Source organism: Saccharibacillus deserti (genome assembly GCF_013618475.1).
Taxonomy (GTDB): Bacteria; Bacillota; Bacilli; order Paenibacillales; family Paenibacillaceae; genus Saccharibacillus; species Saccharibacillus deserti.
This window is the reverse complement of sequence record NZ_JABJVN010000005.1, coordinates 66,087-79,968: the sequence shown is the minus strand read 5'-3', so window position 1 is coordinate 79,968 and position 13,882 is coordinate 66,087. Positions and strand designations below refer to the sequence as shown.

Below are 13,882 nucleotides of genomic sequence, written 5' to 3'. Positions count from 1 at the left end.
AATTTTATACCCTTACCTAATGAAAGTCAATGGGGTTTCGTATAATTCCAATTAATTTTATCGGCTTTAATAAAAACATCCGAATTCCGCCTTTTTTGCGCCCTTAAATATCCATTTCCGCTTTGAGCGTAAACAAGGCGGCTTTCGTTTAAATATACATATAGATCTGACTAGGAGGATATCCATGTTTAAAAATCGCTTTTTCGTTGTAGGAGCGGGCGTTGCCCTGATCCTGCTCATCATTCTCCTGGGAACGACGGTCAAATTCATCTTTACGCCGGTCGTATCGCTGGTCAGTTCGCTGGTCGTGCCGCTGCTGATCGCAGCTTTCTTCTATTATCCGCTGCGTCCGCTCGTGCGCTTCCTCGAACGCAAGAAACTGAAACGCTCCTGGTCGGTCATGCTGATCTTTGTCGTTTTCATCCTGCTGATCGTAGGCGCTTCGTTCTGGGTATGGCCTACCCTGCGCGATCAGGTGGAAAGTTTCGTGACCAACGCTCCACAGCTTGCCCAGGATGCCGTTTATCAGCTCCAGCAGCTGCAGAACAATCCGACATTCAGCCGTTTTCTTCCGAGTGACGCCGGCCAGAACCAGGAACTGCTGGACCGCTTGTCGGGTGTGCTTGACACTTCGTTAACCTGGCTGACCGACAATATTACGGGGATGTTCTCGTTCCTGTCCAGCTTTGTGCTCGTTATTGCAACTTTCCCGATTCTGCTGTATTTCCTGCTTCGCGACGACCATAAACTGCCTCCGTTCCTGATGAGATTGTTCCCGGCGAACAACAAGGAAGACGGCAGAGTGATGCTCGGCGAGATGGATGACGCGCTGAACAGCTTTATCGCCGGACGGGTTATCGTAAACTTGATGCTGTGCGTTCTGCTGTATATCGGGTTCCTCATCATCGGCCTGCCGTACTCGCTGCTGCTCGTTCTGATCTCGTTCTTCCTGAATTTCATTCCGTTCATCGGAGCGTTTCTCGCCGGAGTGCCGGTCGGAATCGTCGGTCTGATCGAATCGCCGAGCATGGCGATCTGGTCGATCGTCATCGTGGTGGTGGCCCAGCTGATCCAGAACAATCTGCTGGAACCGTTGGTATTCGGCAAACAGCTGGATATGCATCCGCTGACCGTTATCGTCCTGCTGCTGGTCGGCGGCGATGTCATGGGCATTCTGGGCATGCTGATCTGTATTCCGATCTATATGGTCGTCAAGATTGCGATCCGCCATGCCTACCAAATGTATATCAAGAGCAAAATCAAACATACGCTGGATTGAGTTCCGCTGCCAAACCGCTTTTGCCCGCCAACCGGGTTTCCTTCTGGAAACCCGGTTTTTTGGTGTTTGCCCGCCCGTTTGCTTAAGCCCCTGCGTGCTTTCGCCGGTACAGTGCGCATCCCTTTTTTCAAATTTGAAACATAATTAAAAAAACGATTGACTTTATAAAAAATTTCTGAACGAAGCGGTTTAGATTTCTTCGGGGGGTTTAAATATGGAACGTGGCAGGAAACATCGAAGCCTTGGAACAGCAGTATCGACGAATAAAAAACACACCCTAAATCAAAGTTCCACAACAACGAGGAGGTACCACCATGACTAACAAAATCGTAGGCGTGTTCCATTCGGAAAGAGAAGCTTCCCATGCAATCGAAGACCTGAAAAGAGCGGGATTCAGCACGAACGACATCTCTGTCGTAACACGCGACAAAAAAGACATGCGCAAGCTTGAAGACGAAACCGGCACGATGGCTCCGGAAGGCGCGGCAGGCGGAGCGGCTACAGGCGGCGTGCTGGGCGGCATCGGCGGCCTGCTCGCAGGTCTCGGCGCATTGGCCATTCCGGGCATCGGCCCGCTTCTGGCAGCCGGTCCTCTGGCAACGGCTCTTGCCGGTGCAGCTGTCGGCGCGGCAGGCGGCGGTCTGGTCGGCGGTTTGATCGGACTCGGCATTCCCGAGAACGAAGCCAAAGAATACGATACAGCCGTGGATCAGGGCGGCCTGCTCGTAATCGTCGATACGGAAGAAGCCAATCGCAGCGAAGTTACCCGTATCTTCCGGGACAACAACTCCACCAACCGGCGTTATGATGAGCAGATGGAAGATACCCGCTCTATCGACGCCAACCGGATGAACGATACGTCGTCCAACGATACGCTCTATCGCGATACTCCGGCTATGGGGGCAACGAACCTCGATGCCAACCGGATGGACGGAACGCCAATCGGCGAACGCGGATACGCGGAGTCGGCCGATCTGGACGATCGCGATGAAGCCCGCAAACTTCGTCTGCACGAAGAGCAGCTTGATGTCACGAAAAACACGGTGCGCAGCGGCGAAGTCGAAGTGCACAAAGAAATCATCGAAGAGCACAAAGCGATCGACGTGCCGGTGAGCCACGAAGAAGTCATCATCGAGCGCCGCTCGGTCAACGATATTCCGACCGATGAGCCGATCGGCAGAGACGAAACGATCCGGGTTCCCCTCACCGAAGAGCAGGTCGAAGTCAACAAGCGCAATGTGGTGACCGGAGAAGTCGAAGTTCATAAACGCGATGTGCAGGAAACGGAGCAGGTACGCGATACGCTGCGCCGTGAAGAAGCCCGCGTCGACAAGAACGGACAGGTCGAAGTCCGTGAAGGCATGGATGCACGCAGAGAAAACGCCACGACGCGCAGACCGTAAACAAGATCTCGGAAGATCCACGGAGGAAACGGCCGGGCGGCCGATCCCCTTCCTCCATCCGAACGCGAATAAGCCCGGCTGAACAAACAGCTTGGGCTTATTCGCGTATTTGGACAGCCGGAAGAGTTCGTTCGATATTCCATTCAGAACAGGAGGGTCCCCTCGATGGCGACTCAAAAAGTAGCAGGCATATTTCTTACGCAGCATGAAGCATCCGAAGCAATCGAAGCCCTGAAACGGTCCGGTTACGATACAGACGATATCTCCGTCATTTCCAAAGACCATCAGGACGCTGCCGCAATCGGCAAACAGACCGGCACCAAAGCTCCGGAAGGCGCCGCGGGAGGCGCTACGGCAGGAGGAATCCTGGGCGGAGTCGGCGGGCTTCTCGCCGGACTCGGCGCATTGGCCATTCCCGGGATCGGCCCGCTGCTGGCAGCCGGACCGATCGCAACCGCGTTGGCCGGAATCGCGGTCGGAGCGACGGGAGGCGGCCTGGTCGGAGGCCTGATCGGACTCGGTATCCCCGAGGAAGACGCCAAAGCCTACCATGAACATATCGGCGGAGGCCGCATGCTGGTTCTTGTCGACACGGACAGCGAGCGCAAAACGGAAGTCGAGCAGATCTTCCGCAATCATTACGCGCTTAACCATACCCAACTGGGCGCGGCGGGCGATACCGACAATCTGACGGTCACAGCCCCGCACGAAACGGAACCACGCAGGGAAACGCCGGTTCCGCAAGATCCTTCTGCCGTTTACCGGACAAACGACGAAGCGGAAGAAGATCTGCGCCGCGGTTCGCGAGGCGGCGTGTCGGCCGCAGAGTCCACCCTGCAGCTTCGGGCGGAGCAGCTCGAGCTCGACAAAAAGCAGGTTCGCACGGGTGAAGTCGAAGTCCGCAAAGAGATCGTCCATGAAGAAAAATTGATTCGTGTTCCGGTTACCCATGAAGAAGTGGTGATCGAACGCCGGGCTGTTGAAGGCGAAACGGCGGAAGGTCCGATTGGACGGAATGAAACGATCCGTATTCCGGTCAGCGAAGAGCGGATCGAAGTGAACAAGCATAACGTTATTACGGAAGAAGTCGACGTCTACAAACAGAACACACAGGAAAATCTCCATATCGAAGAAACCGTCCAGCATGAAGAAGCGCGGGTCGAACACACCGGACACCCTTCGGTCAAAGCAAGCCCGGCGGAGGAAGCGGAAGACTTGCGTTCGTCCGATCCCCTCTCTTCCCTGCCGCAGGATCCGCCGCCTCTTCCTCCGCGGAGCGAACGCAATCGTCCTTAAGCGAATCGGCGAACCAAAAGTCCCATTTATCGCAAAAACGACTTATTTTTCCGCTTGAGCCCCTACATCGTTAGGGGTTTTTTGCCGATATAAAAGATGGGTCTTATGCCCTGCATCATCCATCATATCAACGGGGGAAGTGAGCTTTTGAGTCATCTCGATTCTGTCATGTATCAGCGAAACAAAATGGTCATGTGGGTATTGTGGTCCGTTTCTTTGATTTTGGGCGCCGTCAGCTTGAACCTCTCTCTGCCTACCCAGCTTGCGGCTGTTGCCATGGGCGCATTTGCGGCCTTGTTCACCTGGTTGACGCTGGCCAGAAAAGCGCAGCGAGCCCTGCCGTATGCGGCGGCTCTGTTCTTTTTCGTCTGTTATACCGTCGTCCTGATGGATACCATTAACGTACTTGCGGCTCTGGTGCCGGCCGTTTTGCTGCTGCTCTACCCGCGTTATCGCTATGTGCTGCTCTATTCGGCTCTGACCGCAGTCACCCTGCTTGTTTCTTGGATACGCGGAGCGGAGGTCTTCGTTCCCGAAGGACGGATGGTCTCGCTGATCTTCACGGTCGTGCTGTTTGTCATTATTGCAGGCATGGCCGTAGCGATCGGCATGCTGAACGAGAAGCTCTTCGCCGATCTGGCCAAGCAGCGGGAGCAAAGCCGGGCCGATACCGGGAAACTGGATGCCGCTTTCCTCCAGATCCGGGACGCAGTCGACGAACTGAGCCGGTTTGCCCGCAAGTCGAAAGAGAATCTGACCCTGAACGAACTGATTACCGGCGAGATCACGAACGCTTTCTCGCAGGTGGCGCAGGGAGCGGAGAGCCAGGCCGGCAGCGTCTCGGAGATTTCCGACAAAATGTCCGCCAGCGATCTGGAGATCGAAGGCGTGGTGCAGAATTCCACTGTCATGCGCACGCTGTCCGAACATACCGCCAACGTCACCCAGGACGGTGCCGGCCGGATGGCCGAACTGCGTGCGCAGATCGACCAGGTCTATTCCGTCATGAGCGATACCGCCCACGATATGGAACTGTTCCGCGAACAGAATCGCCAGATCGCCCAGATTCTGACCACCATCTCCGAAATCGCCAGCCAGACCAATCTGCTTGCGCTTAACGCCGCGATCGAAGCGGCGCGTGCGGGAGAAGCCGGCCGGGGATTTGCCGTCGTCTCCGACGAAGTCCGCAAGCTGGCCGAGAATTCGCGCGAATCGGCCGAACAGATCGGCGGCATCCTCGGCGAACTGCAAAGCGGAACCGAGCGTCTGATGAGACAGGTCAACCGCGGCCGCGAAGCGGCGGAGAACGGCCTCTCTGCCGCGCGGCGTTCCGAAGAAGCGTTAACGGAGATCAACGAGAATACCCATAAACTGCTGGATCAGGCCGGAGAAGTGGAACTGCGCTCCGGCAAGATGAGAGCCTCTTCGTCGGAAGTATCCGGACAAGCAGCTGTGATCTCTACCGTCACCCATCAAACGAACGCCGTCATGGAAGAAATCCTGGCCGGTATGGGCGAGCAAAAATACATCACGAACCAAATGAGCGGAAGTTTCTCCCACTTGGAGAAACTGATCGGCGACCTGCAGAAGTTAACTGAGGCCAGAAGCGAAGAAGCATCCGGCCTTTCCGAGACGGCGCCGAAACCGCGGCAGAAAAAACGCCGTTCTTCGCCGGACTCCGCGGCACGAGACGAATCACAGATCGCCGGTTGATCCGGACAAGCGGCGGGTAAGCAGACTTTCCGGCCGGGCCAACCGGAGGCTGTCCGCCGTGCTTTCCGGACTTGCTTTCGGATTTCGTCCGCAGCGTCCGCTTATTCCAAACGCACACAAAAGCCTTTCCGGCGGATTCTGCCGGAAAGGCTTTTGTGTGCGGGCCAAACCGCCCCATTCCGACGGCTTAACTTCTAGCGGATCGTAAACCTGCGTGCGACTTGATCCGCCCTAGCGGAAGAAACGGCATACAGCACCCGGTCCGGCTGCTTGTAGAACTGCGGCCACAGTCCGTGACGGTAGGCAGCCGACGGGGGAAACGTCGGGTCCGAAGCCCGGATTGCGGCGGCATACACGTAGACGTCCTGCCCTTTTCGGGCACCTGTCGCTTGGCGGAGGTCGATCCGGTAGCGCATCGTTTGTGCCTCGTACAGACTGAAACGGACAGGCGACATCTTCCATTTCCCGCCCGGACCGATCTTGTAATGAAGCTGGATCTCGGCGGGAGCATTCCGGTCGTAACGCTGGGTACGCGGATTGTCGGTTGCGGCATAGGCGGTCAGATACAGCAGATTGCCGCTCTGCCAATCGGCGGACAGATAATCGAGATCGGAACCGGCATTCCATGTCTCGGACGAAGTATGCCGGTACAGCGTGTACAGCGGCAGCGTCCGGCTGCTTGATGCACCGCTCCGGCTTTGGCTGACCTGCTGGATATGCAGATGCGGGTTATAGCGTTTCGCCCGGTCGACCGTGCCGATGACGGTTGTCTCGGTCACGTAATCGCCAACGCGCAGACCCGTGCTTCCGGCACCGGCCGGATCGATATGCACATATTGAATATAGACCCCGTCGGGTATTCCGTCTCCGTCGGTATCGTGATCGACGATCACGCTGCCGAGCTGGGCCGACAGGTCGGACTTGATCTCCGTCACTTTGCCCGGCAGAACCGCATAGACGCGTTCCCCGGACGCCATCGCCAGGTCCGCTCCGTTATGCGGATTGGTGCCGCTCACCACATGACGCGGCTGATTGGTCTTGCTCTCGACCGGAGCATAGCTCTCCATCAGGCCGTTGGCATCGCTGCGCGCGGGCGTCATTGCGGATGCCGTCGAGACTTTGACCCCGTACTGCTGAAGAAACCTCGCTCCGTAATCGGCCGCCGAGACCGTGGATACCGCACCGCAGGCAAGCAGCGCACAGACCGCGAGCATTGCCCGGCGGCCGCGGAGGACCCGTTTCCTTTTCTCCATAGTCTGACCGGCATCGGCTGCCTTTTTATCCAAACGTTCCCGATTCATTGCTTCGCCTCCCTTTCCGCTTCGAGAGTATACGTCGATTCCGCCCGGGTCGTTCGGTTCCGTACCTGAACAAGCAGGTGTCCGCTGTCCGCCCAGGAGATGCCGAGAATGGAGCTGCCGGCCGGCTCCGCAATCGTCCGGCTGCCCAGCGTCTTGGCATCGATCAGCATCAAGGTCGATACGCGGCTCGAACGATCGGGCGCATTGATCACGGCGAAGTAGCGGCCTTCATAAGAAGCCGAAGCGGCGCGAAGATGGCTCAATCCGCTTCCGCGGAATGTTCTCACCCGCCCGGTCGACAGGTCGCGCAGGTTCAGCGAGCCGTCCGCCGTTTGCGACAGCAGATGGGTTCCGGAGACGGCGGAGACGGAGCTGCCCTTGACCAGTCTGGCCGAAGAACCGCCTGCACTGTCAACCTGCACGACGCCTTCGTCGCCCAAATCAAGATAGAAGCGATTTTTCTTATCCCAGCCGAGCAGCGTGTATCCGGCTCCATAGACCTTTTTTTCCTCGCCGGTGCGCAGATCTTTCACCCAATTCTCTCCATCTTCACGCCCGGACACCGCCGCGCTGCGGGTCGTCCAGTACAGCAGAAGGTTCCCGTCGGGACTGATCGAAGCACGTTTTCCCCACACGATCATCTTCGACGAAATGCCGGCTCCTTGGCGGTAGCCTCCCGTTTGCGCTTTGAGAAAAGGCGCCAGCGTCTTTGTATCGGGATTGAGCTTGTAAAGGGAAGAGGCATATTCCACCAGCGCCTGTCCGTCCGGCAGCCGGTGCAGCTCATAGCCCAGATCCGGGGAAGGCAGCGGAACCCGGCGGCCGGCCGATTGTGTATACCGGAAAGTCAGCGCCTCGTTCAGCCCGTCCGCATTCAGTTTTGCCGTAAATGTTCCGGTCGATCCTTCCGCAGCCCGGACACCGGCACGAACCGCGGAACGTCCCGACGCCGGATCGATCGAAGCCGCCGCTTTGCGCTTATCCGCATTTCCCGGCAGCTGAAGCTTGGTTTCCTGCAGCGCCGCAAGGCGCCCCGGTTCTTTGGCCGCCTGCGACCAGACATCCGATTCGGCCAGCGCACTCCCCGACACCGCCGCCAGTATCAACAGGCCCGCCGCGGCGGCTTTCCGTCTTTTTCCCATGTTTCATCCTCCATCCTTGTCTCGGTTTATCCTCCGATGCGCCCTAATGTACCCGAAAAAAACACCCTGTGCAATAAAACGGACAATATGGAAATCGTTGTTGAAAAATAGGTCCGAAGGTATTATCCTAGTGGTAACAAAGACTTATCCCCATGCTGCCCGAATAACAGGAAATCCCGGTTGAAACCGCTTTCCGCCGCTATACATTATCTTCCAAAAGGAGGCCTGCTCGCATGTCGGAAGCTCACCCCGCGCCCGAAGCCGCATCTGCATTCGGCACCCACGACCCTGCCGTCACCGTCGGCGAACCCGCCATTCCGGCTTCGCTGCCCGCCGCGGTAGACGGAAGTATTGAAATCCGGGAAGGCCGTCTCCATGTGGCCGATCCGGTCGGAGAAGGAGATCCTCCCGTGCTGGTCCCGGCTGCCCCGCTCCGGTTCTGGCTGAATGGCAGCGAGCTGCTCTCCGCTTCGGCCGTCCGTTCCAGCGACCGGATCGAATGGGAAATGCCGGACGAACCCCTGTACCGAATTCAGGTCTCGCCCGACCGGATGCAGGCGGTTATTCGCATATTCGCCGAAGTGCGTTATGCCTGGAGACTCGAAGACGAGGGTCCCCTCCGCGTACTGTCGCCCAAAGCGCAGCCCGACCGGAATACGCCGGTATGCAGGCTGGAGATTGCCGAAGCGATGGCCGAAGTCGGCTCGCTTGGCATCCGCAAGAATCTCGATGTCCCGGCTGTTGTGCAAGCGCTTCAACAAGCGGACGGACAGCCTTTCGTTTTTGCGACAGGTCAGGAACCGCAGCCGGGCCTGGATGCCCGGCTGCACCTTCTTTTCGACGAGAAAATCGAAAATGCTTTCGAGGAAGCCGGGGGGGCGCTCGATTATCGAAGCCATCTGCGTATCCCGTCCGTACAAAGCGGCGATCTGCTTGCGCGGCTTTTCCCTTCCGAACCGGGCACGCCCGGTTACGATGTGTACGGGGAAAAGATCGATCCTCCGCCCGTGCGTGAAATCGATGTTCAAGCCCGGCAGCATGTCGAAGCGCGGGAAGACGGCACGTTCGCCGCGCTGAAGGCCGGCCGTCCCTGCATTACGGAAGGAGCGGTCCGCTATCTGGATATCTCCGACGCTTACGTCGTTCCGGGAGACGTCAACTTGAAGACCGGACATATCGTATTTTCGGGCGACGTCGCCATCCATGGCAATGTGACAGACAATATGATCGTCGAATCGCTCGGTAACGTTTACGTATCGGGCGGCGTCTATCATTCGACCATCACTGCGGCCGGCCGGATTATCGTGCAGGGCAGCACGATCGGCAGCCGGTTGTATTCCGGAAGTTTCGGTCTGTCTTTCAACCGGCTGTACCACCTGTCCCGGCAGTTGAGAGACGAGACGGGCATGCTGCTGTCGGCTTCGCTCGCCTTGTACGCCGAGGTCGGCAAACGCGGACAATCCGCCCGTTTCGGCCAGATTGCCCTTCTGCTGATGAAGACCAAATTCAAAGACATCCAGCCGCATATCCGGGAACTGCTTCAAGTGCTTGTTACGGTCCAGCGCAGTACCGGCGGAGCTTCCAATGCGTTTGCCGACGACCTGAATCTGATGCTCTCTCCCGCCCAAATGATCGAATCGCTGGACGAAGACACCCTGCTTCGCCTGCAGGCCGGTCTTGAACGGGAACATTCCTTTATGACCGATATGCAGCAGGGCGAATCGGGGGTTGAATTGTCGCGCTGCCAGACCAGTACCGTCAAGTCGAACGGAGACATTACGATTCACCGCGAAGGCGTAATGCAGAGCGATTTGTATGCGACGGGTTCGATTCTTTTCGGGCATCCGGCCTCGGTCTGCCGCGGCTCTTCGCTTGAAGCCGAAGAACGCATCCATGCGCGTATTGTCGGCAGCGCGGGCGGCGCCCCGTGTATGCTTCGGGCCGGCAAAAGTATCTGCGTTCACCGGATGTTCGAAGGGAAAATCTCTATCGGCACGCTGCACCGCGAAATCTGGAACCTGGTCCAGGATTATACGTTCGGAGTCCCCGAACCGGACGCGGCCGCCGTTACGGGCTGAGCGTCTGCCTGCTTCGCATAGGACAGGCCGACAATCACGGGATCTCGATCGTGCCTGCCTCCTACCAACCAAAAAGCGCGGAAACGAAAAGACTTTTCGTTTCCGCGCTTTTTCAGTTCAGCTTGTCCAGCAGCCGCTTCAGAGCTTCTCCGCGGTGGCTGATCCGCTGTTTCTCTTCGACGTTCAGCTCCGCCATCGTCCGCTCGTACTGCGGCACGAAGAACAGCGGATCGTAGCCGAAGCCTCCGGCACCCGCCGTTTCCGAAGTGATCCAGCCTTCGACTTCGCCTTCGGCTTCCAGGCTGCGGCCTGTCGCCGGATCGTACAGCACCAGCGCGCAGACGAACCGGGCCGGGCTCAGCAGCGGCTGCTCCGTATCGTCTCCCTGGCGCAGACGCATCAGCTCGTCCATCAGCTTCGCGTTGTTAGCCGCGTCGTTGCCGTGTTCGCCGGCGTAGCGTGCCGAATAAATACCGGGTTCCCCATTCAGCAGCTCGACGCACAAGCCGGAATCGTCGGCCAACACGGGCAGCTTCAGGAAATCGCCGATTTCTTTGGCCTTTTTGAAAGCATTCTCCGCAAAGGTGCTGCCGTCTTCTTCGACTTCCGGAGCTTCCGGATACTCGTGCAGGCTGCGTACTTCTTTGCCAAGCGGCTCCAGTGCATGTCTGAATTCGCGTACTTTGCCCATATTGCGGGTCGCGACGACGACAATTCCCCGTTTTTCGTTCAAACCGTCCGCTGCTCCGTTCATGCCAACCCTCCGATTTCGTGATTGCCGATCTTCAGCGCGTTTGCGCCCAAGATTTCGGTCTGTATCGCGATCATCTGCCGGACGCCCGTCTCGCCGAGTTCCAGCATCCGGTTCAACTCGGTGCGGCTGAACGGCCGCTCTTCGCCGGTTCCCTGCAGCTCGACGAATTCTCCGGAACCTGTCATCACTACGTTCATATCCACTTTTGCAGCGGAATCTTCTTCGTAACGCAGATCAAGCAGCGCTTCTTCTCCAACCACCCCGACGCTTACGGAAGCCAGGAAATCCGTAATCGGATAACGTTTGAGCTTACCCTGGGCTTCCAATTTGTTGACCGCAAGGCACATGGCCACAAAAGCTCCGGTGATCGAAGTCGTCCGTGTACCGCCGTCCGCTTGAATCACGTCGCAATCGACGATGATCGTCCGTTCGCCGAGCGCCTGCAGATCGACGACCGAACGCAGCGCCCGGGCAATCAGACGCTGGATCTCCATCGTGCGGCCGCCAAGTTTGCCTTTGGCCGCTTCGCGGATATTGCGCGTATGCGTCGCCCGGGGCAGCATGGAATATTCGGCCGTTACCCAGCCCCGTCCCTGCCCTTTCATAAATGGCGGGACTTTCTCTTCAATCGTGGCGTTGCAGATCACTTTCGTATCCCCAACCTGAATCGTAACCGAGCCTTCGGCGTATTTGTTCGTGCCGATCTCCAAGGTGACCGGACGAATCTCGTCCGGCTTTCTGTCGTTCCTGCTCACTTCGTTGGCCTCCCGTATCCGTCTGTTCGACGCTTCGTTGTTTTCATTTTAACAAACTCGGCCGCTCCGCGCACATGTCTTCGGCCTTGCGGCGGGATTTTGTTTCAGCGGCGGCGAATATGTACACATGTTAGATAGATGGCACAGATTCGTCGATCGAGTGCGAATCCGCGCCGGAATTCACTTTACTCCGAGAAATCCGAGGTGACTGTCATGCAAACTCCCGAAAAGCCGACACCCAAAGAAGAAAAAATGGGGATGCCCGAAAGCCAGAAATACTCGCTCAACAGCCGCAAAGTAGCCGAAGCGACCCGCAGCTGGCTGACGAAGCGCGGCGTTACCGTCGAAGAAATCGCGGAACTGGTTCTTTTTTTGCAAAAAAAATATTACCCCGAGCTGACGATGGAAGAATGCGTGCATAACGTGGAAAAAGTACTCGAAAAACGCGAAGTCCAAAATGCCGTTCTGACCGGCATCCAACTGGATGTGCTGGCCGAAGAGGGCAAGCTGCTGTCTCCGCTGCAGGAAATGATCCAAAACGACGAAGGTTTGTACGGCGTGGATGAAATCCTGGCGCTGTCGATCGTCAATGTCTACGGCAGCATCGGCCTCACCAATTTCGGTTATGTCGACAAGCTGAAACCGGGCGCGCTCGAGCGGCTGAACGACAAAAGCCTCGGCCCTGTCCATACGTTTCTCGACGATATCGTCGGTGCGATCGCTGCGGCCGCCAGCAGCCGGATCGCCCACAACAAACAGAGCGAGCGCGAAGTCGAGATCGAGCTGCCCAAAGAACCGGGAGACGATTGAACAAGTCCGCGAGCTCCAGACCGGATTCACGCAAAAGCGCGCCGAACGGGAGTGATCCACGAAGGATCACTCCCGTTCGGCGCGCTTGAAAACAAGCGGCCTGGCGGTGTCAGCGGACGAACAGCTTGCTGCGACTGCGTTTGCGGTAAAACGGTTCGCCGTCCGCTTCGAAATAGGCATCGAGTCCGCTTTTGCCGTCAAGACGAAGAAAATCCACAATCGGATCGGACACCCGGGACGCGGAAGCCCGACTGCCGGCGGCCCGGACGACTTCGTTCCAGTCCCCGTCCGCTTGCACGGCAATCAGCGTATGCGGCGGCTCGCCGGTCTTGGGATTGAAGTGATGCGCATGGTACGCCAACTTCACATTGGGCAGTCCGAGAAATACTTCGGTCAGTTCTTTCAGCAGATCATTCGGCTCGGAGTCCGGACTTCCCAGCATGATCGCAGTCTCCGGATCAAGGGTATAGCTTGAAGGAGGACCCAGCAGACTTCCGTCTAGAATCGATTCGATTTCGACGGCAGAAAACGCTTTGGCGAATTCTCCGCCCGGGTTCAGCCAGACATCGGAGCCTCGCACCAGTCTGAACAGATCCATCGCATTCATCGATATATACTGCATTTCGCAATCGATAAACTGCTGCAGCATCGGCAGCGAACTGAATACGGGCAGATACATGCTGCCCTCCACTTCCAGACTCGGCAGTCGAATAGCCGTATGCTCGGGAAGCCTCCCGTTCTCCGTTTTCACTTCCCCGTCCATATGCAGCGTATACAGCTCCGAATGCTGAAGCTCCTCATAGAACTCTATTCTCCGCGACGGATCTTCCACAGCGGCGGACAAGGCTTTTTCCAGTTCGTTCTGAGGTTTGAATCTCATGGCTTCTCTCCTCTTCCTAATCCGGTCAGTGCCGTGCAACCGGATCGCCGTCTAAACCTCGAGTCACGCAATTTCGGTAAAAAAAGGTTTTAAAACATTTCTATGGATATTGTATACCTGTTTAGGGATAAAATCAAAAAAAGAGGATCCCTTTTCGGGAATCCTCTTGAAAATTTATCCTTATCTTCTGTCTTCATACTTACATCGACTTGATTTCCGCTTCTTCGTCTTCACGAATACGGACTTCTTCGAAATCGTCGTCCGCCGGATCGATATACCCTCTCAGCATATCGTCATAATAATCGTCGTAATCGTACCATTCTTCATAAAGGTCGGATTTTCTCTCAAACATAAGGATCCTCCTCCTGTTTTGGGAATCCGCGGAAGACTTCCGCTTCTTCGCCGTTTATGAAGTTTTTCTACCGTTAGCGTACAAGAGGATCCGATTGTCGTCAAAAAGAAAAAACGGCT

12 protein-coding genes are annotated in these 13,882 nt (G+C 56.9%); 6 read left to right on the top strand and 6 right to left on the bottom strand.

All coding sequences use genetic code 11. The features are described 5' to 3' along the window. Window positions 1-184 precede the first annotated feature (184 nt). The 4 genes from HOP44_RS14095 to HOP44_RS14080 all read left to right on the top strand — a co-directional run bounded on the left by HOP44_RS14095 (window position 185) and on the right by HOP44_RS14080 (window position 5,691). Window positions 185-1,279 carry an AI-2E family transporter gene (locus HOP44_RS14095; RefSeq protein WP_172254397.1) on the top strand — a complete coding sequence of 365 codons (1,095 nt, stop codon included), beginning with the start codon at window positions 185-187 and terminating at the stop codon, window positions 1,277-1,279. 314 nt (window positions 1,280-1,593) lie between these two features. After that, the gene (locus tag HOP44_RS14090) at window positions 1,594-2,682 is read left to right on the top strand and encodes a YsnF/AvaK domain-containing protein (protein WP_172254395.1); all 1,089 of its coding nucleotides are present in this window, start codon (window positions 1,594-1,596) and stop codon (window positions 2,680-2,682) included. A gap of 165 nt (window positions 2,683-2,847) precedes the next feature. Continuing rightward, window positions 2,848-3,978, top strand: coding sequence for a YsnF/AvaK domain-containing protein (locus HOP44_RS14085; protein WP_172254393.1), 1,131 nt, complete (start codon window positions 2,848-2,850; stop codon window positions 3,976-3,978). A gap of 147 nt (window positions 3,979-4,125) precedes the next feature. Then, entirely contained in the window at window positions 4,126-5,691 is a 1,566-nt protein-coding gene (locus HOP44_RS14080) for a methyl-accepting chemotaxis protein (protein ID WP_172254391.1), read from the top strand. A gap of 194 nt (window positions 5,692-5,885) precedes the next feature. Here HOP44_RS14080 and HOP44_RS14075 read toward each other — a convergent pair whose 3' ends face one another. Further along, window positions 5,886-6,992: a M23 family metallopeptidase gene (locus HOP44_RS14075; RefSeq protein WP_172254389.1), complete on the bottom strand. Its 1,107-nt coding sequence runs from the start codon at window positions 6,990-6,992 to the stop codon at window positions 5,886-5,888. Beyond that, the gene (locus tag HOP44_RS14070; RefSeq protein WP_172254387.1) at window positions 6,989-8,134 is read right to left on the bottom strand and encodes a WD40 repeat domain-containing protein; all 1,146 of its coding nucleotides are present in this window, start codon (window positions 8,132-8,134) and stop codon (window positions 6,989-6,991) included. Before HOP44_RS14070 ends, HOP44_RS14075 begins: the two co-directional genes overlap by 4 nt. A gap of 233 nt (window positions 8,135-8,367) precedes the next feature. Between HOP44_RS14070 and HOP44_RS14065 the strand changes: the two genes are divergently transcribed. Continuing rightward, window positions 8,368-10,212, top strand: coding sequence for a flagellar assembly protein A (locus tag HOP44_RS14065; RefSeq protein ID WP_172254385.1), 1,845 nt, complete (start codon window positions 8,368-8,370; stop codon window positions 10,210-10,212). Between the two features lie 112 nt (window positions 10,213-10,324). Here the strand turns inward: HOP44_RS14065 and HOP44_RS14060 are convergent, their stop codons facing one another. Then, window positions 10,325-10,966 carry an XTP/dITP diphosphatase gene (locus tag HOP44_RS14060; RefSeq protein WP_172254383.1) on the bottom strand — a complete coding sequence of 214 codons (642 nt, stop codon included), beginning with the start codon at window positions 10,964-10,966 and terminating at the stop codon, window positions 10,325-10,327. Continuing rightward, window positions 10,963-11,721, bottom strand: a complete 759-nt coding sequence (gene rph, locus HOP44_RS14055) for a ribonuclease PH (RefSeq protein WP_172254381.1) — start codon at window positions 11,719-11,721, stop codon at window positions 10,963-10,965. The genes HOP44_RS14060 and rph overlap by 4 nt, the downstream gene beginning before the upstream one ends. A 252-nt stretch (window positions 11,722-11,973) precedes the next feature. On the opposite strand from rph, the gene HOP44_RS14050 reads away from it, so the two are divergent. Further along, on the top strand, window positions 11,974-12,531 hold the full coding sequence (locus tag HOP44_RS14050; protein WP_172254770.1) for a phosphatidylglycerophosphatase A family protein: 558 nt from the start codon (window positions 11,974-11,976) through the stop codon (window positions 12,529-12,531). Window positions 12,532-12,640: 109 nt separating this feature from the next. Here the strand turns inward: HOP44_RS14050 and HOP44_RS14045 are convergent, their stop codons facing one another. Next, window positions 12,641-13,411, bottom strand: a complete 771-nt coding sequence (locus HOP44_RS14045; RefSeq protein WP_172254379.1) for an enhanced serine sensitivity protein SseB C-terminal domain-containing protein — start codon at window positions 13,409-13,411, stop codon at window positions 12,641-12,643. A 199-nt stretch (window positions 13,412-13,610) separates the two neighbouring features. After that, window positions 13,611-13,763 (bottom strand): hypothetical protein, encoded by a 153-nt coding sequence (locus tag HOP44_RS14040; protein WP_172254377.1) that lies wholly within the window; start codon window positions 13,761-13,763, stop codon window positions 13,611-13,613. Between the last annotated feature and the right edge of the window lie 119 nt (window positions 13,764-13,882).

Bases quoted from the DNA above. Each gene is read 5' to 3' on its own strand.
- HOP44_RS14095 (WP_172254397.1), top strand. From the start codon at position 185: ATGTTTAAAAATCGCTTTTTCGTTGTAGGAGCGGGCGTTGCCCTGATC.
- HOP44_RS14090 (WP_172254395.1), top strand. From the start codon at position 1,594: ATGACTAACAAAATCGTAGGCGTGTTCCATTCGGAAAGAGAAGCTTCC.
- HOP44_RS14085 (WP_172254393.1), top strand. From the start codon at position 2,848: ATGGCGACTCAAAAAGTAGCAGGCATATTTCTTACGCAGCATGAAGCA.
- HOP44_RS14075 (WP_172254389.1), bottom strand. From the start codon at position 6,992: ATGAATCGGGAACGTTTGGATAAAAAGGCAGCCGATGCCGGTCAGACT.
- HOP44_RS14070 (WP_172254387.1), bottom strand. From the start codon at position 8,134: ATGGGAAAAAGACGGAAAGCCGCCGCGGCGGGCCTGTTGATACTGGCG.
- HOP44_RS14065 (WP_172254385.1), top strand. From the start codon at position 8,368: ATGTCGGAAGCTCACCCCGCGCCCGAAGCCGCATCTGCATTCGGCACC.
- HOP44_RS14060 (WP_172254383.1), bottom strand. From the start codon at position 10,966: ATGAACGGAGCAGCGGACGGTTTGAACGAAAAACGGGGAATTGTCGTC.
- HOP44_RS14050 (WP_172254770.1), top strand. From the start codon at position 11,974: ATGGGGATGCCCGAAAGCCAGAAATACTCGCTCAACAGCCGCAAAGTA.
- HOP44_RS14045 (WP_172254379.1), bottom strand. From the start codon at position 13,411: ATGAGATTCAAACCTCAGAACGAACTGGAAAAAGCCTTGTCCGCCGCT.
- HOP44_RS14040 (WP_172254377.1), bottom strand. From the start codon at position 13,763: ATGTTTGAGAGAAAATCCGACCTTTATGAAGAATGGTACGATTACGAC.